This window comes from Echinicola rosea, from assembly GCF_005281475.1.
In the GTDB taxonomy this organism is placed as follows: Bacteria; Bacteroidota; Bacteroidia; order Cytophagales; family Cyclobacteriaceae; genus Echinicola; species Echinicola rosea.
Genome location: NZ_CP040106.1, coordinates 3,759,643 through 3,780,988 on the forward strand (window position 1 = coordinate 3,759,643; position 21,346 = coordinate 3,780,988).

Here is a 21,346-nt window from a genome sequence, read left to right on the forward strand (position 1 = left end):
CCTTAAACCCGCATTATGCCCTTTGTACCTTTGTGTCATTTTTATGTATCGGTTTTTTCCATTAAGAAAACTGGCAGCTCGCCAACTTTTCCGCTTGATTCCTCAAAATAGAAAATTATTTTGGGTCACCGAATAGGTCTCATTTTCTTTGAAATTTTATGTGGTTTTTGCTGTATAAAAAACAAAAAACCCTTCAAATCATACGATTTGAAGGGTTTTGGTGGTAAATGTACCCGTTTTCGTCGGGGTGGCAGGATTCGAACCTGCGACCTCCTGCTCCCAAAGCAGGCGCGATGACCGGGCTACGCTACACCCCGATATTTTTTTGTTCCTCTTTTGGAACAACTATTTCTCCACGCTAATTCGATCCTTTGACCTTCCCGATCCTAATCGGGTCGCGATGACCGGGCTACGCGATCAAGATGGTATTGGCATTAAAAAAAGGATTCTATTTAGAATCCTTTTGTAGAGAGTGGGGGATTCGAACCCCCGGTACGGTTTGACCCGTACGACAGTTTAGCAAACTGCTGGTTTAAGCCACTCACCCAACTCTCTATTTGCCTTGAAACACGTCCTGTTTTCCCTAAAGGCGTTGCAAATATAAAGGATAATTTTCCACTAAAGCAAACCCCATAATGTAAAATAGTGGGATGTTTTGGATGTTTTTCCACACATTACACTTAAGTTTCTGTGATTCAATAAGAAAAAATTATGCGTTTTTCTATAAAAAAAATAAATCGTGATTTTTCCATTCAAATTCCACTAACAATAGGGAAGTGATTTGTCGCTACCCATTTATCCTTTTTGCCTTATGGTTTTATCATTGACATCATTTTACTGACCCCTATACTCGCACTATCTTCAATAGGAATTAATTTTTGGACATGACCTATATCTGGGATTTTGACATCAATGATATACTTGGGGATTTCTTTTGAGGCATACTGGATCAAACCAGCAGCAGGATATACAAGCATGGACGTACCGATTACTGCAAAAATATCCGCCTCCTGAGCAGCCCTGGCTGCCGGCTCCATCATGGTTACCATTTCACCAAACCAAACTATAAATGGCCTTAGTTGGCTTCCTTTTTCGCATTTATCGCCAAGTTTGATTTCCCAATGATTCAGGTCATATACCAATGAAGGATCCAATGTGCTTTGCGATTTACACAGTTCACCATGTAGGTGGATGACCTTGGAAGAGCCAGCCCTTTCATGAAGGTTATCTACGTTTTGGGTGACAATGGTGACATCAAAATCCTTCTCCAGTTCAGCCAGACCATAGTGTGCTCCATTGGGTTGGACTTCTAAGGATTGTTTTCTACGTTGGTTGTAAAAGTCGAGGACCAATTTCTTGTTTTTCTGCCAGCCTTCCGGAGTGGCCACTTCCATGACATCATGGCCCTCCCATAATCCATTGCTGTCCCTAAAGGTTTTGATCCCGCTTTCTGCTGATATACCAGCACCTGTTAGTACGACCAGTTTCTTTTTTGCCATAAATAATGTGTCTTACATGCTTCTTCTACTTTCCATAAAATAAGCTAATTTATTTTCAGTGTCGTCGGATTAAATTTCAATTACGCTGAAAACGTAGCTTTAAAAGAAAACTGATAAGATTTACGCGATTTCGTAAAACTACCCGCTCTTTGAATGGATGATAAGAAAGCCCTCATTAGGGAATCTAGGGGCAGATTTAGATGATTTTTTTCAATCCTAAAACCTTTACCCGGACGACAATTATTTGTTTTTAGCTTATTTATGAGGTTATCGGGCGTTATTAAGAATTGGGTATCTATTTAAAAACGGAGGCTAAGCACCCTCCCAGCTTCTATAAATTACATATTTTGATGTTAAAGCACCAAAAAATAGCGGGCATAATTTGCACCAATAAGCAGTTGACAGATTTGGTAAATAGCAAACAACAAAAAAATCCGGATCGAAGTCGATCCGGATTTTTCTACTTTTTCTTTTTAGCATACCTGCCTTTTTTCTTTTCAGGCTGATTTTCTATGATCTCAATGGTTTCTTCATAGCTGAGATCTTCGGCGACTTTATCCTTGGGGATTTTGAAGTTCTTTTTGGCAAACTTGATATAGGGACCCCAGCGACCATTTAGGATTTGGATATCCGGATTTTCATCAAATGTCTTGATGTGTTTTTTTGCATCGGCTTCTCGCTTATCCTTGATGAGCTGAATGGCTTCTTCTTCGGTTACACTTAAAGGATCATATTCTTTTCCCAGGGAAACAAATTTGCCATCATGCCTTACATAGGGGCCAAAACGACCGATGGCAGCCACTATTTTTTTGTCTTCAAACATGCCAACGTCCCTAGGTAATTTAAAGAGTTCGAGCGCATCTTCGAGTGTAATATTCTCGATAAATTGCCCTTTTCTCAGGCTGGCAAATTGCTTTTCCTCATCTTCCTGATCTCCTATTTGTACGAGTGGACCAAATTTGCCCAGACGCGCAATGATGGGCTTACCTGTTTTAGGGTCTTTGCCCAGCTCTCTTGAGGAGCTTACATTGGCCCGCTCTACTGTCTCTGCTTCTTCTACCGTATTATGAAATTTGCTGTAAAAGTTTTCAATCATGTTGTCCCATTGCTGGGCACCATGGGCGATGTCATCGAATTCCTTTTCAACTTTCGCTGTGAATTTGTAGTCAATGACATTTGGAAAATGATCCACCAAGAAGTCATTCACCACCATGGCTATGTTGGTAGGGAAGAGTTTGTTTTTATCCGAACCGTAGTTTTCTGTTTTTTCTGCTTTTGAAAATGTACCATCTTTAATGACCATTTCGGTATAGTTCCGTGGCTTACCATCCCGGGATTCCTTAATGACATAATTTCGCTTTTGGATAGTAGAGATGGTGGGCGCATAGGTAGAAGGACGGCCAATACCCATTTCTTCTAGTTTTTTCACTAAAGAGGCTTCCGTATATCGGGCTGGAGGCCTGGTGAAGCTTTGACGGGACTTCATTTCCGTAAGGTCAAGATCCTGTCCAATGGTCAGTGGAGGTAGAAGCCCCTTGTTTTCATTACGTTCTTCTTCGTCCTCATCATCTGTACTCTCCAGGTAGACTTTCAAAAATCCTTCAAACTTGATCACCTCACCGCTGGCACTAAGGGTGAGGTCTGAGTTGCTGATACCGATCGTCACGAGGGTTTTCTCCAATTGGGCATCAGCCATCTGGGAGGCGATGGCGCGCTTCCAGATCAATTCGTAAAGGCGCTGCTCATTCCTCTCTCCGGATATTTCTTCATTCGCAAAATTGGTAGGGCGTATGGCTTCGTGCGCTTCCTGGGCACCCTCGGACTTAGAAGTGTACTTTCTGGATTTATGATATTCTGCGCCAAAAGCAGATAGTATCTGGTTCTTGGCACTTTCCATGGCATCTTGGGACAAGTTGACGCTGTCTGTCCTCATATAGGTGATTTTACCGGCTTCGTACAGCCGCTGAGCCAAGGTCATGGTCTGGGCCACCGAAAAGCTCAGTTTTCTACTGGCCTCCTGCTGGAGTGTAGAGGTGGTAAAGGGGGCTGCCGGAGTTTTTTTAGTAGGTTTTTTCTCCAGATTTTTAATGGAAAAGCTCGCCTCAAGGCAGGACTTTAGAAATTCTTCCGCTTCTTCCTGCGTTTCGAATTTCCTCGGGAGTTCTGCATTGAGTTCTTTGCCTTTTACATTAAATAGTGCAGTAACCTTGTATGAGGATTTGGATTCAAATTTATCGATTTCCCGTTCTCGCTCTACAATAAACCTTACCGCAACGGACTGAACCCTGCCTGCTGAAAGCCCAGCTTTTACTTTCTTCCAAAGCACCGGGGAGAGTTCAAACCCTACCAGCCTGTCCAATATCCGTCTTGCCTGCTGCGCATTGACCAGGTCAATGTCAATGCTTCTGGGGTTTTCGATGGCTTTGGTAATGGCATTTTTGGTGATTTCTCTAAAGACAATTCGTTTGGTCTTATCCTCATCGAGCTTTAATACCTCCTTCAGGTGCCAAGAGATAGCCTCTCCTTCACGGTCATCATCACTCGCCAAGTAGATGGTATCAGAATCTTTTACCATTTTCTTTAGTTGCTTGATGACTTCTTTCTTGTCCGAAGTTACCTCATAGGTAGGTTGGAAGTGGTTTTTTATATCTATAGCCTTGTCTCCTTTGGGAAGATCCCTGACATGTCCGTAGCTGGAAGTTACTTTATAGTCTTTACCAAGATAGCCTTCTATGGTTTTGGCTTTGGCCGGAGATTCGACAATGACTAGATTTTTTGGCATAATGGTTTTCCTTTACTGTAAGTGCCGAGTGCTGTCCTCAACAAAATCCAAAAATAGAAGCGATTATATTCTCCTCCAAATAATAATCAATCTCATATTGCTTTTGGCACGGTTATTTTATTGTAATTTTGTATTAATTTTTAATCTTAATGCTTACCCAAATGACTAAGGTATTAACTTTATTGAGACACGGCGAATCGGAAGTGGGACTTGGCCAGAAGGAAGACTTCTCAAGAAAATTAACATCCACTGGAAAATTAAAACTGGAAAGGCTCACAAATGTTTTGGCTACGCGAAGTTTGGAATATAGTGCCGTGGTTTCGAGTACTGCCACTAGGACCCGTAAAACTACCGAGATCGTCATCAAGGCTATACAGGTCAAAGAATGCACGTTTCTTGATGCACTTTATTTGGCAGATGTCCAAACAATCGTTGATTTATGCGGAAATTTGCCGAACGAATGCAGTAAAGTGATGATAGTGGGACATAATCCAGGGTTAAGCGCTTTTCTTTCATTTCTTACTGGAGAATACCAACCGAGCTTGCAGCCGGGCATGATGGCCATGATAGATTTTGATGTAGATGCCTGGGAGGTTGCCATTACAAGAGGGATGGGAAACTTGGTAGAAATTTTGCAATAATCAAATCTATATTGAAACGAACCATTTTTTGGTTGATTATACTAATGAAAAGAGAAATTGTAAATATTGTTTTATTGTTTGGGCAAAAACCAAATTTAATGTAAATTATAGTTAAGATTAACTGTCGTTCAAAATGTATGTGACAGCATATCTGACAGTTATAAATTTGAAGTAAATTATGACCACGAAAAAACAAACAGTAATTGATGGATTTGACCCTAACGGAGTAGCCTCTGAGGGAAGTATTTTTGGATTGCCATTTGATGAGGAAACTGCCTCAATAGTTGTTTTACCTGTGCCATGGGAGGTGACTGTCTCTTATTCCCCCGGCACTGCGGAGGGCCCAAATGCCATATTGGAGGCTTCTTCACAAGTAGATCTTTTTCAAGATGACATCACGGATGCGTGGACCATGGGTATCTATATGCTGCCTATTCCAGAAGAAGTATATAGCAATAATACCAAATATAGGATATTGGCCGGAAATTATATTGATTGGTTGGAAAGGGGATCCCCAGAGGAAGAAATGGAGCGTTTCGGCGCAGTACCGGCATTGATCGATAAGGCCTGTGAAAGCATGAACCAATGGGTGTATCAGACAGCAAAAGACCAACTTAATGCGGGCAAGTTGTTGGCTTTGGTAGGAGGGGACCACAGTACTCCATTGGGTAATATTAAGGCCTTATCCGAGCGCTATGCGGGATTTGGTGTCTTGCAGATTGATGCCCATGCTGATTTGAGAAAAGACTATGAAGGATTTAAGTATTCGCATGCCTCCATTTCGCACAACTTTCTGAAAATTCCTCAAGTAGAAAAACTCATCCAAGTAGGAGTAAGGGATTATTGTGAAGAAGAATCCGATAGAATAGCGGATGATCAAAGAATCACGACTTTCTTTGATCACCATATCAGAGAGCAATTGTATGAAGGAATCACTTGGCGGACAATCTGCGATCAAGTCATCGCTTCTCTCCCCAGGGAGGTGTATATTTCGATAGACATTGATGGGTTTGATCCCAAACTTTGCCCCAATACAGGAACACCCGTTCCGGGAGGAATGGAGCTTGATCAGGTTTTGTATTTGATGAAACTAATTGTCAAATCAGGCCGCAAAATCATCGGTTTTGACCTCGTGGAAGTAGCTCCGGGAGAAGGAGACAGCCAATGGGATGGTAACGTGGGAGCTAGAGTGCTTTATAGAATGGCCAATCTCATGGGAGTATCTCAAGGAAAACTTTGGTGGAAATAGTCTTTTGTCCTACATCAGTCGCCTGTCATCCGTATTGATACATGATGACAGGTGACTATTGTACCTGGAATGGTTGGGCAAAGATAATTGGCAGGTGCTTTTCTGCATAATCCTACCGCTGAACGCAATCATCCAACATGGGACAGCTGAAGCTCAACAGGTTGTTGTTAAAGTGGAAAATAATTTACAGAAAAGCGTTGCATAAATTCGTCTTTGTTTATTTATTTGTCATCCCAAACGAGGATATAGTCCCAAACATGCGGACGTGGCGAAATTGGTAGACGCGCTGTCTTCAGGCGGCAGTGCCTTAGGGCATGAAGGTTCGAGTCCTTTCGTCCGCACTAAAAGTCCCTTTCTTAATTAAGAAAGGGATTTTTTTTGATCAAGCGGAAAAGTTGGGAGCCGCCAGTTTTCTTAATGGCTAAACCAACAATATAAAATGCCCCAAAGTACCAAAGGGACCAAGTGCATGTTGGAACTGCATTGAAAGATTACACTCGAAAGCTAGCCCCAAAGGAGCGACATGTTTATAGCCATGGATGAAGCCCGTGGTAATTTGCCCGTCCAATGTTTTCAGTTTTAGCTGTATTTCCCTCCCTATTCCCCCACAAATTCCCGCTAAAACCCCTTCGTACGGATGGAAGAGGCCCATCGCTTTAACAGCAGGAAATTTTCTTTCATAAGACCATGTCAACATTCGTACCCCTAGAAATATTGCTTGATCCTAAGTTCGTGCTCAAGATTTACATTAGATCCCAAAAGTAAACCTGCAAAAAAAAAGGTGCCATTTATATGGCACCTTGATAATTTTTTAATTCGTACTGATTAAGCTTAATTATTGACTTCTTCTTCGATTTCTTCTGCTTTTTTCTCTACATCATCAGCAGCGTCATCAACGGCTTCACCAGCATCTTCCATCGTATTTTCTACGGCGTCACCGGCTTCTTCCATTTTGTCTTCTGCGTCATCATTTTTGTCATTACCACAGGAATATAGAGATAGCATTCCTGCTACTGCGAATAATGCTAATACCTTTTTCATAGCTTCAATAGTTAAAGATTAGTGTTTATATTCATTTGCCTGAATATATACAAAGCTTGTACCAGTTTTTTATATCAACAGATAAATATTAAAATTATTAGGGGGTAATTGCTTTATAAAAACCTATTAATGAATTAAATACCGTGTATATGGTATTTTTTAATAGAATGAAATCACGTAAATTAGAGATAACATAACCACACGTTTAACACCGCACTTTTAGCTCAGGGTGGATCGCTTTTTCAATAATTTCGAAGTGTCCTGCCCTCAAAGTTTATGGATGTCATCCATTTTCAATGACGTATCCTTTTTGTATAGTTTTCACCAAATCCAAGTTAATATGGTAACCCGTTGGAGTTTAATGGAATACGTGGCCGACCGGTATGGAAAAGTCCAGCCTGTATTTGAAGAAGCAGCCAAAAAGCTACAAAAAGTAAAGGCGAAGGAAATTCCCCTCTTAAGTTTTGAAGATGACCTGGAGAGGGTGAAACTCCGTATGGCACGCGAGGAAGGGGAGATGCCCATTATTATGGAGCGGATAAACGGTGGAGTGGACTTCCAAGACAGCTATATCCTAGAGATGCTTTCTGTCCTGTCCAAGGCGGTCTGCCGAATCACCCAGCATGGGCGTCCAATAGGCACTGGCTTCTTGATATCCGATAATGTCATCATTACCAATAACCACGTCATTGACAGTCCTGAGCGTGCACGGGGGATGTTGGCGGAATTCAATTATGAATTGGATAGGAATAAGGAAATAAAAAAGAGCTTTTCGTTTAAGCTGGACGCAGAGCGGTTTTTCCTGACATCTTCTTATATGGCCGACCCTGAAGTACCCTATTCAGGTTTGGATTTTACGATGATCGCTTTGGCGGAAAAAAGTCAAGAGGATATCCCATTATCCACTGTTAAGCCAATTTACCTCGACGGAATAAGGGGAAAGATCATAAAAGGGGAATCCTGTGTGATTATCCAGCATCCAAGGGGGATGCCAAAAAAGATTGTCCTCAAAAACACCGCGTTTTTTTCGGAGACCAGGACCAGAATAGTCTATGAAAGTGATACGCTGCCGGGTTCTTCTGGATCTATGGTGGTGGCACTGGGCACAGGAGAAATTATCGCACTCCATCATGCCGGACTTCCCAGGACAGATAGTCAAAACAGAATCCTCACCCGGTCAGGGGCTGTTGCCACTGCCAGTACACCGGACGAAGAAATCGATTGGATAGGAAATGAGGGGATCAAAATCAGCAGGGTCATCAATGCCTTAAATAACCTTGACCTGCCTCCTGAAATGCATGAGATAAAGAAGAAATTATTGCATAAGACTACTTTGAGCCAAGAAGAAATCTCCTCGGATTCGGATCGTAAGGAAGCCTCTTTTAAAAAATATCCCGTTCCTGATTCAGGGAAAGAACAAAAGCCTCAACCTTCTATGAAACCATCTGACCGAAAGCGACAAGATTATATATTTACCGCAAAAAATAATCCGGAAGTATTGTCCACCATCAGTACTCTATTGAGTGCGCGATACGGTGAAGAACCCATTATCAAATTATCTATGCCCGCTTTTGCTGCCGCGGGCAGGGTCGAATTATTCACGCTAAATGTCCCCGTGATGGGCAATATTGAAGATGAGGCCAGAAATCTATCGACGATCCCGGGAATTATCAATGCGGAAACGGACATCCCCCTTCAGCTCAATACAGGAAGTGACCAAGGCGATTCTGCGCAGTCTAAATTTGAAGGAATAGTCGAAGACGGATATGGCAAACCCAATGAAGATGAGTTTCTAAAAAAATACCGGGACGAGCGACAGAGTATCTATGTCGTGGATAAGACTCCGCAATATCATCGCAAGTGGAATTGGTACGCCACTTCGTTTGATAGCGTTCTGGCAGATAAAAAAGTACCTTCTCCAAAGGGGCTGGGCATTAAGATCGTACAATTCGACACGGGGTTCACCGATCATGCCAAGGTCGCAGGTGGTTTTGATAAGGAACTTGATATGGATTTTGTCGATCAGGACGATGATGCAGCAGATAGCTTTACTTCAGGAATATTAAAACATCCTGGCCACGCTACCCGTACCGGCAGTTTGCTCATTGGCAATGAAGTCACGCTGATTGCAGAAAATGGAAATTGCGGTTTGCTTGCGCAATTTGACTTCAAATTGATTCCTTACCGTATATGCAAAAGTGTCATATTGATACGAAGACAGCAGGAGCTTGCTGATGCATTGAATTTATGTATTGCACAGCGCTATCCGATCATTTCGATGAGTTTGGGGCTTCCTCCGACGATGGCCACTGCAGCAATGGCCAAAAAGGCTTATGATGCTGGGATCATCTGGTGCTGCGCTGCTGGCAATGTCGTGCAGGTGGTCGTGGCACCGGCTGTGTATCCTGGTACCATTGCCGTGGCGGCATCAAATCCCATGGATGAAGAATGGGAAGGATCTAGTCGTGGCAGTACCGTAGATATTACGGCACCTGGCGAAGATGTATATGTGCCGATTTTTCTGGAACCGAAAGATGGCCAAAAGGCCGGTGAATCATTTTCATATGGAAATGGTACCAGCTACGCAACTCCTCATGTAGCAGCAGCGGCAGCACTTTGGCTGGCAAAGTATGAGGATATTTTGAACAATGGCAATTATAGGGGGTGGAAGAAGGTGGAAGCTTTTCGGAAAGCCCTGGATGTTTCGGCCAGAAGGAAGAACCGTCTCCCCAAGGTGGGGTTTGGCCATGGCATCCTGGATGTGGACAAGCTCCTCAAAACAACTCCAGAAAAACCGGACAAACTGATTTATGCTTATGAAAACATGGATGAAGGTAGGCTCGGAGAAGTGACCCAAGCTTATGGAGAAATGGCTAAGACGCTTTGGAATAAAATCCATGGATGGGCTTTTGGTATCGCCAGGGGCGGTCAAGAATCTTATGCTTCCAGTCATGAAGCTGAACTTTCCGATTACTCCAAGATGCTGGAACGGACCTTGGTGACCGGCAAACACGGTTCATTGGAATCATCGGGCGACTTATCCCAAGGAGAACTATTAAAGCTGTTTTCCAAAGTACACCAAAAAATTGAATCTGAAATAAAGAAATGAGCCATGCAAAAGCTATATGATTTCCATTTTCACTTGTTGTTTAAACATTATATCGCAGACCCGAAATTAAAACTTGATTTCAATAAGAATTTTCAAACCACTGGAGTAGCAAAAGTGCTGAATGATCTTGTGGGGGGTTCTTTTGACAGCCAGTCGTCACCATCACAGGTCAAGGACAGTTTGCTCCGCCTTGGCGTAGTTTCACTCAGCAGCGTGGAATATGCATTTGCCGAGCGGATTTTGCACATTTGTGACAAGGATTTCTCTTTCGTCCTTCCCGTAAACGACCGGATTTTTGATCGTGTAAAGCATCACCAGACCACTTATTGGAAGGATTTTTTGGAAATAGTGGAGCAGCATAAGAAGAGCTTTGATAAGCTATCCAAGGCTCCTTTTAACATTGAATTTTTGAAACGTAGTGATTTTGAGGGGAAGTCTATACATGAAATAGAGGCATTCCTTAATGCAGGGGACAAGCGATGTTTTACCTTGGCCATAGAAGGTGGCCATAACCTGTCCGATGTGCCCGCAGGCAATGAGGATGGGATCCTTTCGGAAACCCCCCATGTTCAAATGAAGACCGTTCAGGAGATGAAGGAGATGGATTTTATGTCCATTAACCTTTGTCACCTCAGCGATATTCCAGAACAACGGCTCGGAGGCTTTGCCCAAGGGGTCAATAAACTTTCACAGATAGCTTTCAGGAGTGATCACTTTATTCCTACCGTAGGGCTTGGATTGACAGAGATAGGTAAGAAACTGATTCGACAGTGTTTAGTACATCCTTCGCGCCCAGTACTGATCGATGTCAAGCACATGAGCTTATATACGCGCCTTGAGTACTATCGGTATAAGGACCAACTGGCAAAAGAGGATGCAAAGGTAAGGCGCTTGCCAATACTGTCCAGTCACACGGGTTTTACATTTACGTCCATTGACCATTACCTAAACCGCCAATCATATAGGTCATATGTACATGACAGCACAACTGGCAGGGAGGTGTCCATAGCGCCAGAAAACAGAAAAATTGGCCGGACCGACGACAAAATTAATAAAGGACTGTATGCCAATCCATGGACGATCAACCTGTTTGATGAGGAGATCATAGAAATCATGGCTGCTGGCGGCATGATGGGGATTAGCCTCGACCAACGCATCTTAGGGGCCTCAAATCCGGCATTGGATTCGGTGCGAGACAAGTATTATGAGAAGGAACAGGTATCCTACCATGAGTTCAAAAAATTGTATAAGGAAGGAAAGCTGGCAGGAGAAGAGGGGATATTCCAGAAGTTTGGACTTGTTCCGAGCAAAGAAGAGCGTCATATGATGCTACTGTGCCTGCATATCGTGCATGCGGTAAAACTGGGCTATGAAAAGCTGCCTTGGCATGAAGGAACCTCACCCTGGGACCATATTTGTATTGGTTCGGATTTTGACGGCCTGATCAATCCGATTAATGGATTTGAAGACATCATCAAGTTGGGAGGGATTCATAAAGCCCTTAGGCAATATTTACCACTTGCTGATAAGTATCATATGTTCAATGAAAATTATAAAGCATTGAAATACAATGGGAAAGGGTCGGTTGATGCACGTTTTTTAGAAGAGGTGATCGAAAAGTTTACTTTTACTAACGGATTGAGGTTTACGGCTCGCTTTTTAACTAACTGGTCCGAAGGGGAGTTGGAAAAAGTGAATAATCCTGCTACATCCGAAGCCGAACAATAGCAAAATGTAATTTACCTATTAAGGGGGCAAAAAAAAATGAGCCAGCCATTCGGCATAAAGAATGGCTGGCTCATTTGGCATATGGATTTCGAAAGACCGCCTGGTTTTTATAGATTATTTGGGAGCCTTGATTTATCCAATCCTATTACAATTCCCAACCTAGGCCTGTTTGAAGGACGTAATCCGCCTTGCCAGCACCTTCGACAGGTTGGTTATCAAAGTTCAGCGAAAATCCTACTTTAACGTACAAGTCCAACGGGAGATCATACTTGGTGTCAATATTGTAGTCAACACGCCATCTACCACCTTCGGTAATACCCGGATAGACCGTGCCACGGGTAAGCAGCGTCAAGTCACCAATATCATAGAGGTTCAGTTCAGCACCAAAGTAAGCTTCCATACTGTTTTTTCTAGGATCCTCAGTGGTATATACTTCATTAAGGTACGATACTCCTGTTTCTACACCGAAGTACGAGTCATTGGTGTGTACGATATATTTACCGAGACCAGCTGAGAAGGTACTCCTGACATCTATCAACTGTTCGGTATTGGAGAGATAGCCGTAGTTGGCAGGAACATAAAAATCCTTGGGGAGAAATTTTTTGTAATTGAGGTTGGCATCTTCCCTTCGTGTGGGCTCTACCTCATCCTGATTAGATCGGATAAGGTTATAACTTGCATTGGCCGACCAGCTGGAGGCCACATAGCCCAGTGCGCTCCTGATGCCCGCTTGCGTGAAGTTATTGGCTTTGGTAAAACTATAGCTAAAATCCACAGATGCAGATAATCGGCTCCAAAAATCGTTTTCATATGTTTTGAAATAAACGATTTCCTCTATCCTTACTTTCATACTATCACCGGAAGTCAGGTGAAGGGTAACATGTGTAGGATCATAGGTCCAAAGCGAACCATTGTGCCGTTCTCCAGACATCAAAGTGATGAGATAGTTTTGCTTGGAATATACTTCCTGTACTTCTTGCCATTCGATCTGAAAATCGCTGTCACTATAATCTGTTTCTATCGTGATCACACCTTTGTCGAGTGATTTTATCTCACCGACAATGACATTTTGATTTTTGAATACCAGCGAATCCCTAATATCGGCGATGGAGGTCTGATAAACACCTATCAAAAGAATAAGAAGGGTAAATAACTTTTTCAAAGCAATACGTATTTAAATTTTACTAAATCGGTAATATTGAATTATTGACAGTAATCAAACTGTACCTGAGGGCTATTTATTGGGGTTTTTTCTAAATCCCGGGAAGCGGTAGTTTAGGTTGAGCAAGAATTGACTTCTCTTGCCAAAAACACCGAGTTCACTTCTTAACATAATATTCTTGTTGAACTGGTACTGAGCACCCAGAATTAGATTAAAAGGGGCGGCCACTTTCTTGTCAAGCGTGTAATCAATGACAGCATTTCCGGGATCTATACCATTGGAGATGTCCTCCATTTTGTCAATGATCTGATTGGCCACGACACGCTGCCCAGGGGGTAAGGTAGTCGCCCAGTCACGCATATAATTGATCAATCCCCCTTCACCAATTTCAGGGAAGATTTCCTGAATGTTGATGCTTCCTTTGGTGTCATTGGAAATGGATTGATAAAATACCCCTGCCCATACGGAAAGTGATTTTTCGGGATCAGAAGGATTCAGAATGGAATGCCCCAACCGGAAGCTACTGTTAAAAGCCGGGATGGGCTCCACGACCACATCCACATCGACGAAGTTGTAGTTATTGTCCCAAGCCATCCAAAATGGACCAACGGCACCACTGAGTGTAGCCCCCAGCCCAAATGAAGTTGCCTTGAAATGTTGATTAGTCTCTAGACCGATGGGATCCAGTAAACTGACATTTGTGTCGGTAGTCCCTCCGCCGATCATCCCGTAAAGGTTTAAGAAAGGCAAAACCCAAATGTCCGGACGGATCGTGTAGGCGTTGGTCGCTGCTGTAGTGGGGCCAAAGGTGATGAAATCGCTAAAGTCCAACTGTTCACTTCCATTGAAGCCCAACAAAATGGACTGGATGACAATTTCCTGTGTTTGAGTGAAATAAATACCACTGATTCCGTATCCATAAGGGAGATCATAACCTTTTTTATAAGCTTGTTTTCCCAAGATTGGAAATGTATATGGCCATTCAAGGTTTTTTAAGCTATCAAAATAAGGCTTGTAATACGGATTTTCTGATTTATTGATTCCTTGGGCAGAAACAGCGTTAGCTGCGCAAATGAAGAGGAGAAATAATATTCCAAGTTTACACCATTTCATGATCATTGGTTTAGTTTACTAATAGTTAATAGGCTGTCTTGACGGCATCTTTCTCTGCTTTTCCGGCTCCAATGGGAATACCCACGCTTAGGTATAAAGAGCGGTTGTAGAGGTCATTTGGCATGGATTTATTGATGTTTACCATGCCAAGGTAATACCGGATGCCAAGGTTCATTCCATGTCCTTTCATAAGGCGGTATCCGATTCCTCCTGTCATGCCAAAATCCAGCCTTTTGATATTGTCTTTGATCTTGTGTTCATATAGCAAATCATTTTCGTCCAAAATACTGTCCGAAAATTCATCATACGCTTTGTGCAGCCACCCAAGTTGGGGACCAGCTTCTACGTAGAAATTGCTGTTTTTAAATCGGTATTTGAGCAATACAGGTACATTAAAATAACCAAGTTTCCGCCGGACAGTGGCCGTGGACAAAAGGTTATCCAAATCTTGGTTACCCAGCGCATAGGGGGGGATCCCTTTGGCGCCCATGGTGGATTTTACGATTACTCCAGTATGAAGCTGTAGCTGATTTTTCAAGTAAAAATCAAAATAAAACCCTAAATGCAGTGCATTGGTCATATCCGAAGCGGCAGGGCCTTGGAGTTGGGTGAATGCAATGCCTCCGTCCAGGCCAAACTCTATTTTGTCTGAATTGAGCTTATCACCAAAGAGTAGGGAAATGAGTACTTGGCCATGACTAACTTGAAACAATAGACATAGTAAAAGTGTAAGAAATAGTTTTTTTATATATTCTACTGCCATCCAGTTGATTTAGTATGTTATGTTTTAGTTAGTTATTTGAATAACCTGCTTCATTTCAGTTATGACCTGCCAATATGAAACAGGTTTGTGCCCCTGATTTTCTAGCTAAAGGTGGGCTATAAATCACCTGTTTTTGCATCTTCTTTCATGTCTTCATTGGCAAAAATGGCCATCTCTACCCGTCGGTTCTTGATACGGTTTTCTTCGCTGTCATTGGGATACTTGGGCTGGGTTTCTCCATACCACTTTTCCACAAGCCGGGACCTGTCCACACCGTTTTGTGCCAAAAAAGCTGAAACGGCTTTTGCCCTTTTTTCCGAAAGCTGCATGTTAAATTCATCCGATCCCGTATCATCGGTATGTCCTTCGATCAGGATATTGGTGTCGGGATATTTCTGGAATACCGGAATGGCGTTTAGAAGGTCTTCTTTGTAGCTGTCACTAAGGTTGGAAGAATTGATGTTAAAGACCAAGCTTGCATCAAAAGTGACGTTGATCCCTTCGTTTACCCTTTTTACCTCAGCAGTAGGGATGGCCTGTTGGAGCTCTTTGGCTTGTTGGTCCATTTTTTTTCCGATCAGGTTACCCGCGGTGCCGCCGATAGCTGCTCCAGCGAGTACACCCCAAATACTTCCCTTGGATACAGCTGCTCCCACCGCTGCACCACCTGCTGCGCCAATGGCCGTTCCTTTTTGTTGGCTATTCCAATTGGCACAGCTCGCCATAAGCAGGACAATGATTGCGTAAATGGTTAACTTTTTCATAATGAGTGTTTTATTTGTTGTGAGTTCATTGGCAAATCATAGCCGAAAACATGTCCATGCTCATGTCCTTCCAGCCTAAGTCCAGCCCTTTTTGGATATCTGAGCAGAGGGTGGATTTTTCCTCATCAGTCATTTTTTTTCTTAATTCTTGCACCTTGGTAGTACCATATTTGTTTTCCATCTTTTTTAAACCTACTTGTGTTCGGCTTTGATAGACATCAAGCGGCTCATGGCCAAGGGCCAAGGCCTGATCGTATGTGGTGTATGCTTCTTGGTATTCGTTGTAGTAAAGGTATAAATCGCCCTTCTGGATGATGATGTCGGTGTTTTCAGGTGCCAGGGCCATGGCCTTGTCCAAATAATACATGGCAGAATCCTCCTCGTTCAGCTGACGGGCATATACCCTCGCCATTAACGCGTAGTTATTGGCCCTTTCTGAAGTGTTTTGGTTTTTTTCTGTCAGCTGGATTACTTTGCCAAGCTCCTGTTTTGACCCTTCCACATCCCCTAGATTTTGTAAGGCGATGCCTTTTTGGAAGTGTCCTTCCAGACTTCGGTCCTTGGTGACATCAAGGGCATAATCAGCTTCTTTGATGGCGCTTTCGTATTGCCCTAGGTTATTATACGCTTCGGCTTTGTTTATAGCTCCTTGTTCCTTGGCATCTTTGGTTTTACAGCTGCCGCTAAATTCATCCAGTTTTGCCAAAGCCTCAGCATATGCCTCATTATTCAATAAGGTTTTGGCCTCATCGAGCAAGGCCCTGCATTTTTTTCCCATGGTAAATGTCTGGGAATAGCTGGTATGGCTTATTGCACCGCCAACAAAGATGAGCAATGCGAGAAAATATCCTTTCATACTGTTTTACATTTAGTTGGAAAACGCCATTTTTATGTTAAAAATCTTTGGGATGCGTTCCTGTTCGCTGATGTTAAGCTCATCATTGATCTGCATCTTGGACATCAGCTACCTCGTATTTATTTTTACCATCTACCTGAACGGGCTGGTAATAGGTGTCGCCGTATTTGACATATGTCTGATCACCTACCTTTACTTCTTCGGCTCCTTCAGGGAGGTTGGTCACCACTGATCCTGATGTGGGAGGGACGACCGTATATCCATCATCTGATTTTTCATAGTATGTGCCGCCGTAATAGTAATTATTGGTGGTTTCATTGATGACTACTTGTTCAGATCCACTCGGGATGGTTTTTACAGTGGCACCTGATGGAGCCTCCACTACCGTATAACCCCCGTTGTTTTCTTGGTAAAAGACCCCTTGATCGTAATGGTATTTTTCATTCTCAATGGATATCACGATCGCGGTAGCTGCCAATGAGGCTATAAAAAATCCCCACGGATGCCAAACAGGCCCCCAATAATAAGGGACGAAAGGATGGTAGAAGTAGGGTCGATAACAGTAAAAGCTGAATCCGCCATATCGATAGGGAGGTCTGTTGTATGGCCTAGGATTGCGGATTACCACTGTACTGCGCCTGTTTACATTCCTACGGACGTTTCTATTGACATTGATATTGGTGCTATTGTCAATGTTGATGCGATTATTATTGCCAGTCCTGTTATTGCTTTTGATATTGGAAACCCGGGTATTATTGTTTCTGTTATTCGTATTCCTTACGTTACTATTTCTGTTATTTTGATTTCTAAAATTATTGGTTTGGCTTCTGTTGTTGGAAAAATTCCGGTTTTGGAGATTGGAGGGCCGTGAGGGGGAGCGATGTGCTCCTCCGTTGATACTTCTATTTCCTGCAGGTCTGGACATAGCTCCCCCACGCGAGGAGCCTCCACCATGTCGTAGTCGCTGGGCTTCCGCCATGTCTGGAATCCAGAGCATGGCAACGATCCCACAAAATAACATCAGTTTGGATAAATTTTTCATCTTATAATTCATGGTGGAACAGTTAATGAGGTTTTGGAAGTATTGCGATCAGTCTTGCCCCGGGAGGTGGCGTGAATTCAAAAATCGTTGCTGGGAGATCCGGATTGATTTCCCAATCGCTGAAGGTCGCCTCATATTGAGGAGCCAAAGCTTTTTCCTTGTTTGTAATCAGAAACTTCACTGGCAAATTCATGGCATCATTAGCAATCCAAATTTGGACGCTTTGTTCTTGATTACTGGCGGCGATGTGAAAACAATCCTTGCCGTTTACATACTTGGTACCCAGGTAAACCAGCGTATCAAAGTGTGTCAAAAGATCATCGGTAAAGGTGGGATAGAAAAAATCTGCTGCGGGAAACTCGACACCATAATTATAGTTCATGGAGTCTATCATGGTGATGATATCGTCAGGAGCATGAACCGTGGTATAATTATTTTCACTATAAGAATAGTGGGTGAAGAATTCTCCATTGTAAAAAAAGCCACGATGGCCTTTGTGACCTTTTTGATGGACGAGCATTTTGTCAGGTCCCTGCATGAACACTTCATTGTCCGTGTATTCCTTCGAATATTTTACTTTAGCACTAGGGATGTCGCTAGAGGTGGACAACTTGTAGCGACAAGATTCCATGTCTCCGATCACCGCGCTCATATGATCCAGAATAAATACGGCGACAGAATCAATATCACTTTCCTGAGCAAAACTGCTCAGCGGAAGGATGAGGTAAATTGCCAATATTAGTTTTTTCATTTGAAATATACTTTATGAGGCAAAAGTTGCCCATTGATGGAGAATTCAAGCCATAATCTATATCTACCATTAAGTTACTAACTATTTGCCCACTGGACTTATCATAAAAATGTACACCTGCCAACTTTTATAGATTTTGGCATCCAGAATCTAGGAAGGGGTCAGAAGAAGTGTTTTATATAATCAGTGGGATTGTAGCCTGTGTGTTTTTTAAAAGAAGAGATGAAACTCTTTCTGTCCATAAAGCCACTTTGTTTGGCTAGCATATCCAGGGTCATGTCATGGTATGCCCTTTCCTTGATGATGTTCTGGCTAAAGAGTATTCGCTTGACATTTATAAATTCCTCAAAATTCACCCCTTTCTTTTTCATATAGTTACTCAGGCAATTCCTTGACACTCCAATTTGCTCAGCCATATTTCCGAAGGTGATATCCTTCATTAAATAAGGGTGGTGTTTGGAAATGTATCGTTCGATGTGTTGCTCTTCAAGGCTTAGGTTAACCCCAGGTCTATCTAGGTTTTTGGCCAGAAGGTTCAGGTGCATTTTGTCTGAAAAGTCCTTGGGTTTGATATCCCTGATTCCAAACAATAGTAAAGGCTGGAAGAATAATGAAAGGCATAAAAGAAAGCTGCCTACCATTGCCATAATTTCTGATTGGAGCAAAGGAGGTAAGGGGATTCCGGCTATGTTAACCAAGAGATAGGGTAAGAATAGCAATGTTTGGACGGATAAGAAAAGAATGGTCCACCGCAACCAATGGCTGTTAATGTGAATCAAACCTTGTTTGCTGATGGACAGTAATTTAAATACCAGGTTTATTTCCATGATCCAGTAGATAATCATCTGTAAATGGATCAGCAAAAACGGAAGGTCGGATGAAATGGCATTGCTTCTATTGCTATAATGTAAGCCGATTATGCCAATCGTAATAGGTAGTACCAAATGGATCAAAATGGATTTTCCGTAATGGGAAAAGGCCAAAGTGTAAAAATAGAGGTAAGTCAATGGCATGAACAAAGCCATGCTGATAAGCATTACTGTATTAAGAAAGTAGTAGTCGCCTGGCTCCAAGTACGTGAAAACAATGAATTGAAACACATGCCATATAGAAAGTGCCAAAAATGCAAGCGAAAGTATCCTTTTGGGATTCCTTTGTTCTTCGACCATATTCGGATACCACCAGAGGATACCCGCTATCATTATGGCAGTGACAGCCACCACAAATGAAACGATGGAGTACATTGTTAAGAGTTCTGGCATGTTTAACTATTAAACAAACTAATACAACACTAGTATTAATTAACGATGTCATGTATGTATTTACCAGGAAGGTTATACTTTAGCTCTGGTGAATGATCCAGAAAACATCATTTACCTAAATTTAAGGATATGTAAAATTAATGTTGACTAATAAAAAGTAATTGATGCAAAGAATTATAATGTTGTGAAAATCAATGATTATTTATATTCTTTTATAAACTCAGATGGAGTTTTACCAACCCATTTTTTAAATGCAGAGGTAAAGGAATTGCGATTGGAAAAACCACAATCGTAACCCAAAGCTTCCAAAGTAATGTTTTTCCATTCACCGTTTTTGATTTTTTCTTTACAATATTCAATGCGGTATTTGTTTAAAAAATCATTGAAATTCAGGCCCTTTTCTTTATTGATAAAGGAACTGATAATATAAAGGGGGACATTCAAGTCGTCTGAAAGGTCTTTAAGATTATAGCCTTGATTAAGATAAGGGGTGTTGTTTTGGATATGGTCGGATAGTTTTGAATCTAATTCAATGATCCTTGCCTCACTTAAAAATTTTGAAGAATAACTACTGGATTTTTCTGCTTTCGGACTTTTTAGGGGTTGTACTGAGGTCTCCTTGATGGGGGAAAGCACTTCTGAAAACCCATAAAGAATCTCTGGTTTACAGAATAGATATCCCGCACACAAAATTACACACAAGGCACCGCCTACTTCACTAAAATTGGCATATGCGGACATCTGAAAAGGATTGTAGCTATTTATAAAATAGGGATAGAACAGTAGGAACTGAATGCTGCAGAAGAAAAACAGCCAATTGACCGCATGGCTGTTTTCCTCCTTTACGTCCTCATCACCATGTTTGATAAACGAAATAATCACCCACACCTGAAGCAGCCAGTAGATACCAAATGCAATATGATAAATAAGGATATTTGCTTCATTAGGAATCGAGATCAGTGAATAGGTAGATAATTCTCCAATACCTCCATGAAGTATTTGTTCCTGAAGTAGGTTAAGCTGTTTTTCGTAAGGTAAAATTAAATAGGGGATGTTGTTGATTAGGAATAGAAAAAACGGGGCAAAATGCAATGAATCTTTGATTTTGGGATACTCTTTATTTAAAACTCCCCTCACATATAAGTAGGCCATTGGCATGAAAAGAAAACAAATGATACTGCCTACGCTGTAGGCAGAGGTAATATTGAGTATAAATTCGCTTTGGATAAGGGTAGCATATACCAGACTGCAGGTCAAAACGAAAAATGACCAACTTAACAGTTTCCGTGATTTATTCCGCTTATTGGGAAAAGCCCAAAGGATGATAATGGTAATCACTCCCACAGTAATGGCGAGTAAGTGGGTAAGAAGGATAGGGGTAAATTCTACGTTCATAAGTTCTAAAAAGCTAAGTGTTAGATAATAACAGTGGTATCATTAATAAATTGCAATTCTCACCGAATATAATCTCTCATAATAGAGAAAAATTGGCTATTTGTACTAATTTTCGCGTTGTATTTTATCTATTTTAAATATGCTTGATCACGTATATTTAATTTCCTTTCAAGCACAATTTGTAATCGG

Annotated in this window: 16 protein-coding genes and 3 tRNA genes; 5 read left to right on the forward strand and 14 right to left on the reverse strand. The window is 41.9% G+C overall.

Going from position 1 to position 21,346, the window contains the following annotated elements; all coding sequences use genetic code 11:
* Window positions 1-242 precede the first annotated feature (242 nt).
* The 4 genes from FDP09_RS14940 to topA all read right to left on the reverse strand — a co-directional run bounded on the left by FDP09_RS14940 (window position 243) and on the right by topA (window position 4,281).
* Window positions 243-317 (reverse strand) — tRNA-Pro (locus FDP09_RS14940).
* A 149-nt stretch (window positions 318-466) separates the two neighbouring features.
* A tRNA-Ser gene (locus FDP09_RS14945) sits at window positions 467-555 on the reverse strand.
* A gap of 254 nt (window positions 556-809) precedes the next feature.
* Window positions 810-1,499, reverse strand: coding sequence for an SIR2 family NAD-dependent protein deacylase (locus tag FDP09_RS14950; RefSeq protein WP_137403437.1), 690 nt, complete (start codon window positions 1,497-1,499; stop codon window positions 810-812).
* Window positions 1,500-1,959: 460 nt separating this feature from the next.
* A complete protein-coding gene (topA, locus tag FDP09_RS14955) occupies window positions 1,960-4,281 on the reverse strand; it encodes a type I DNA topoisomerase (RefSeq protein ID WP_137403438.1) in 2,322 nt (773 codons plus the stop codon).
* A gap of 161 nt (window positions 4,282-4,442) precedes the next feature.
* On the opposite strand from topA, the gene FDP09_RS14960 reads away from it, so the two are divergent.
* The 3 genes from FDP09_RS14960 to FDP09_RS14970 all read left to right on the forward strand — a co-directional run bounded on the left by FDP09_RS14960 (window position 4,443) and on the right by FDP09_RS14970 (window position 6,512).
* The gene (locus tag FDP09_RS14960) at window positions 4,443-4,922 is read left to right on the forward strand and encodes a SixA phosphatase family protein (RefSeq protein ID WP_187328682.1); all 480 of its coding nucleotides are present in this window, start codon (window positions 4,443-4,445) and stop codon (window positions 4,920-4,922) included.
* A gap of 178 nt (window positions 4,923-5,100) precedes the next feature.
* Window positions 5,101-6,171: an agmatinase family protein gene (locus FDP09_RS14965; protein WP_137403440.1), complete on the forward strand. Its 1,071-nt coding sequence runs from the start codon at window positions 5,101-5,103 to the stop codon at window positions 6,169-6,171.
* A 259-nt stretch (window positions 6,172-6,430) separates the two neighbouring features.
* Window positions 6,431-6,512, forward strand: a tRNA-Leu gene (locus FDP09_RS14970).
* 490 nt (window positions 6,513-7,002) lie between these two features.
* Here FDP09_RS14970 and FDP09_RS14975 read toward each other — a convergent pair.
* Window positions 7,003-7,212: a hypothetical protein gene (locus FDP09_RS14975; RefSeq protein ID WP_137403441.1), complete on the reverse strand. Its 210-nt coding sequence runs from the start codon at window positions 7,210-7,212 to the stop codon at window positions 7,003-7,005.
* A gap of 340 nt (window positions 7,213-7,552) precedes the next feature.
* On the opposite strand from FDP09_RS14975, the gene FDP09_RS14980 reads away from it, so the two are divergent.
* A complete protein-coding gene (locus FDP09_RS14980) occupies window positions 7,553-10,321 on the forward strand; it encodes a S8 family serine peptidase (RefSeq protein ID WP_187328683.1) in 2,769 nt (922 codons plus the stop codon).
* Window positions 10,322-10,324: 3 nt separating this feature from the next.
* Window positions 10,325-12,049 carry an amidohydrolase family protein gene (locus FDP09_RS14985; RefSeq protein ID WP_137403443.1) on the forward strand — a complete coding sequence of 575 codons (1,725 nt, stop codon included), beginning with the start codon at window positions 10,325-10,327 and terminating at the stop codon, window positions 12,047-12,049.
* 145 nt (window positions 12,050-12,194) lie between these two features.
* Here FDP09_RS14985 and FDP09_RS14990 read toward each other — a convergent pair whose 3' ends face one another.
* From FDP09_RS14990 to FDP09_RS15030, 9 genes are all read right to left on the reverse strand, one after another.
* The gene (locus FDP09_RS14990; protein ID WP_137403444.1) at window positions 12,195-13,211 is read right to left on the reverse strand and encodes a DUF481 domain-containing protein; all 1,017 of its coding nucleotides are present in this window, start codon (window positions 13,209-13,211) and stop codon (window positions 12,195-12,197) included.
* A 72-nt stretch (window positions 13,212-13,283) separates the two neighbouring features.
* The gene (locus FDP09_RS14995; protein ID WP_137403445.1) at window positions 13,284-14,324 is read right to left on the reverse strand and encodes a hypothetical protein; all 1,041 of its coding nucleotides are present in this window, start codon (window positions 14,322-14,324) and stop codon (window positions 13,284-13,286) included.
* 25 nt (window positions 14,325-14,349) lie between these two features.
* The gene (locus FDP09_RS15000; protein WP_137403446.1) at window positions 14,350-15,087 is read right to left on the reverse strand and encodes a porin family protein; all 738 of its coding nucleotides are present in this window, start codon (window positions 15,085-15,087) and stop codon (window positions 14,350-14,352) included.
* Window positions 15,088-15,203: 116 nt separating this feature from the next.
* Window positions 15,204-15,851, reverse strand: a complete 648-nt coding sequence (locus FDP09_RS15005; protein ID WP_137403447.1) for an OmpA family protein — start codon at window positions 15,849-15,851, stop codon at window positions 15,204-15,206.
* Window positions 15,852-15,876: 25 nt separating this feature from the next.
* A complete protein-coding gene (locus FDP09_RS15010) occupies window positions 15,877-16,707 on the reverse strand; it encodes a tetratricopeptide repeat protein (RefSeq protein ID WP_137403448.1) in 831 nt (276 codons plus the stop codon).
* Between the two features lie 82 nt (window positions 16,708-16,789).
* Window positions 16,790-17,749, reverse strand: a complete 960-nt coding sequence (locus tag FDP09_RS15015) for a DUF6515 family protein (RefSeq protein ID WP_229683377.1) — start codon at window positions 17,747-17,749, stop codon at window positions 16,790-16,792.
* A gap of 22 nt (window positions 17,750-17,771) precedes the next feature.
* Window positions 17,772-18,500, reverse strand: a complete 729-nt coding sequence (locus tag FDP09_RS15020; protein WP_137403450.1) for a DUF2092 domain-containing protein — start codon at window positions 18,498-18,500, stop codon at window positions 17,772-17,774.
* Between the two features lie 161 nt (window positions 18,501-18,661).
* Entirely contained in the window at window positions 18,662-19,762 is a 1,101-nt protein-coding gene (locus FDP09_RS15025) for a helix-turn-helix domain-containing protein (protein ID WP_137403451.1), read from the reverse strand.
* Between the two features lie 198 nt (window positions 19,763-19,960).
* Window positions 19,961-21,157: a helix-turn-helix domain-containing protein gene (locus tag FDP09_RS15030; RefSeq protein ID WP_137403452.1), complete on the reverse strand. Its 1,197-nt coding sequence runs from the start codon at window positions 21,155-21,157 to the stop codon at window positions 19,961-19,963.
* Window positions 21,158-21,346: the final 189 nt, after the last annotated feature.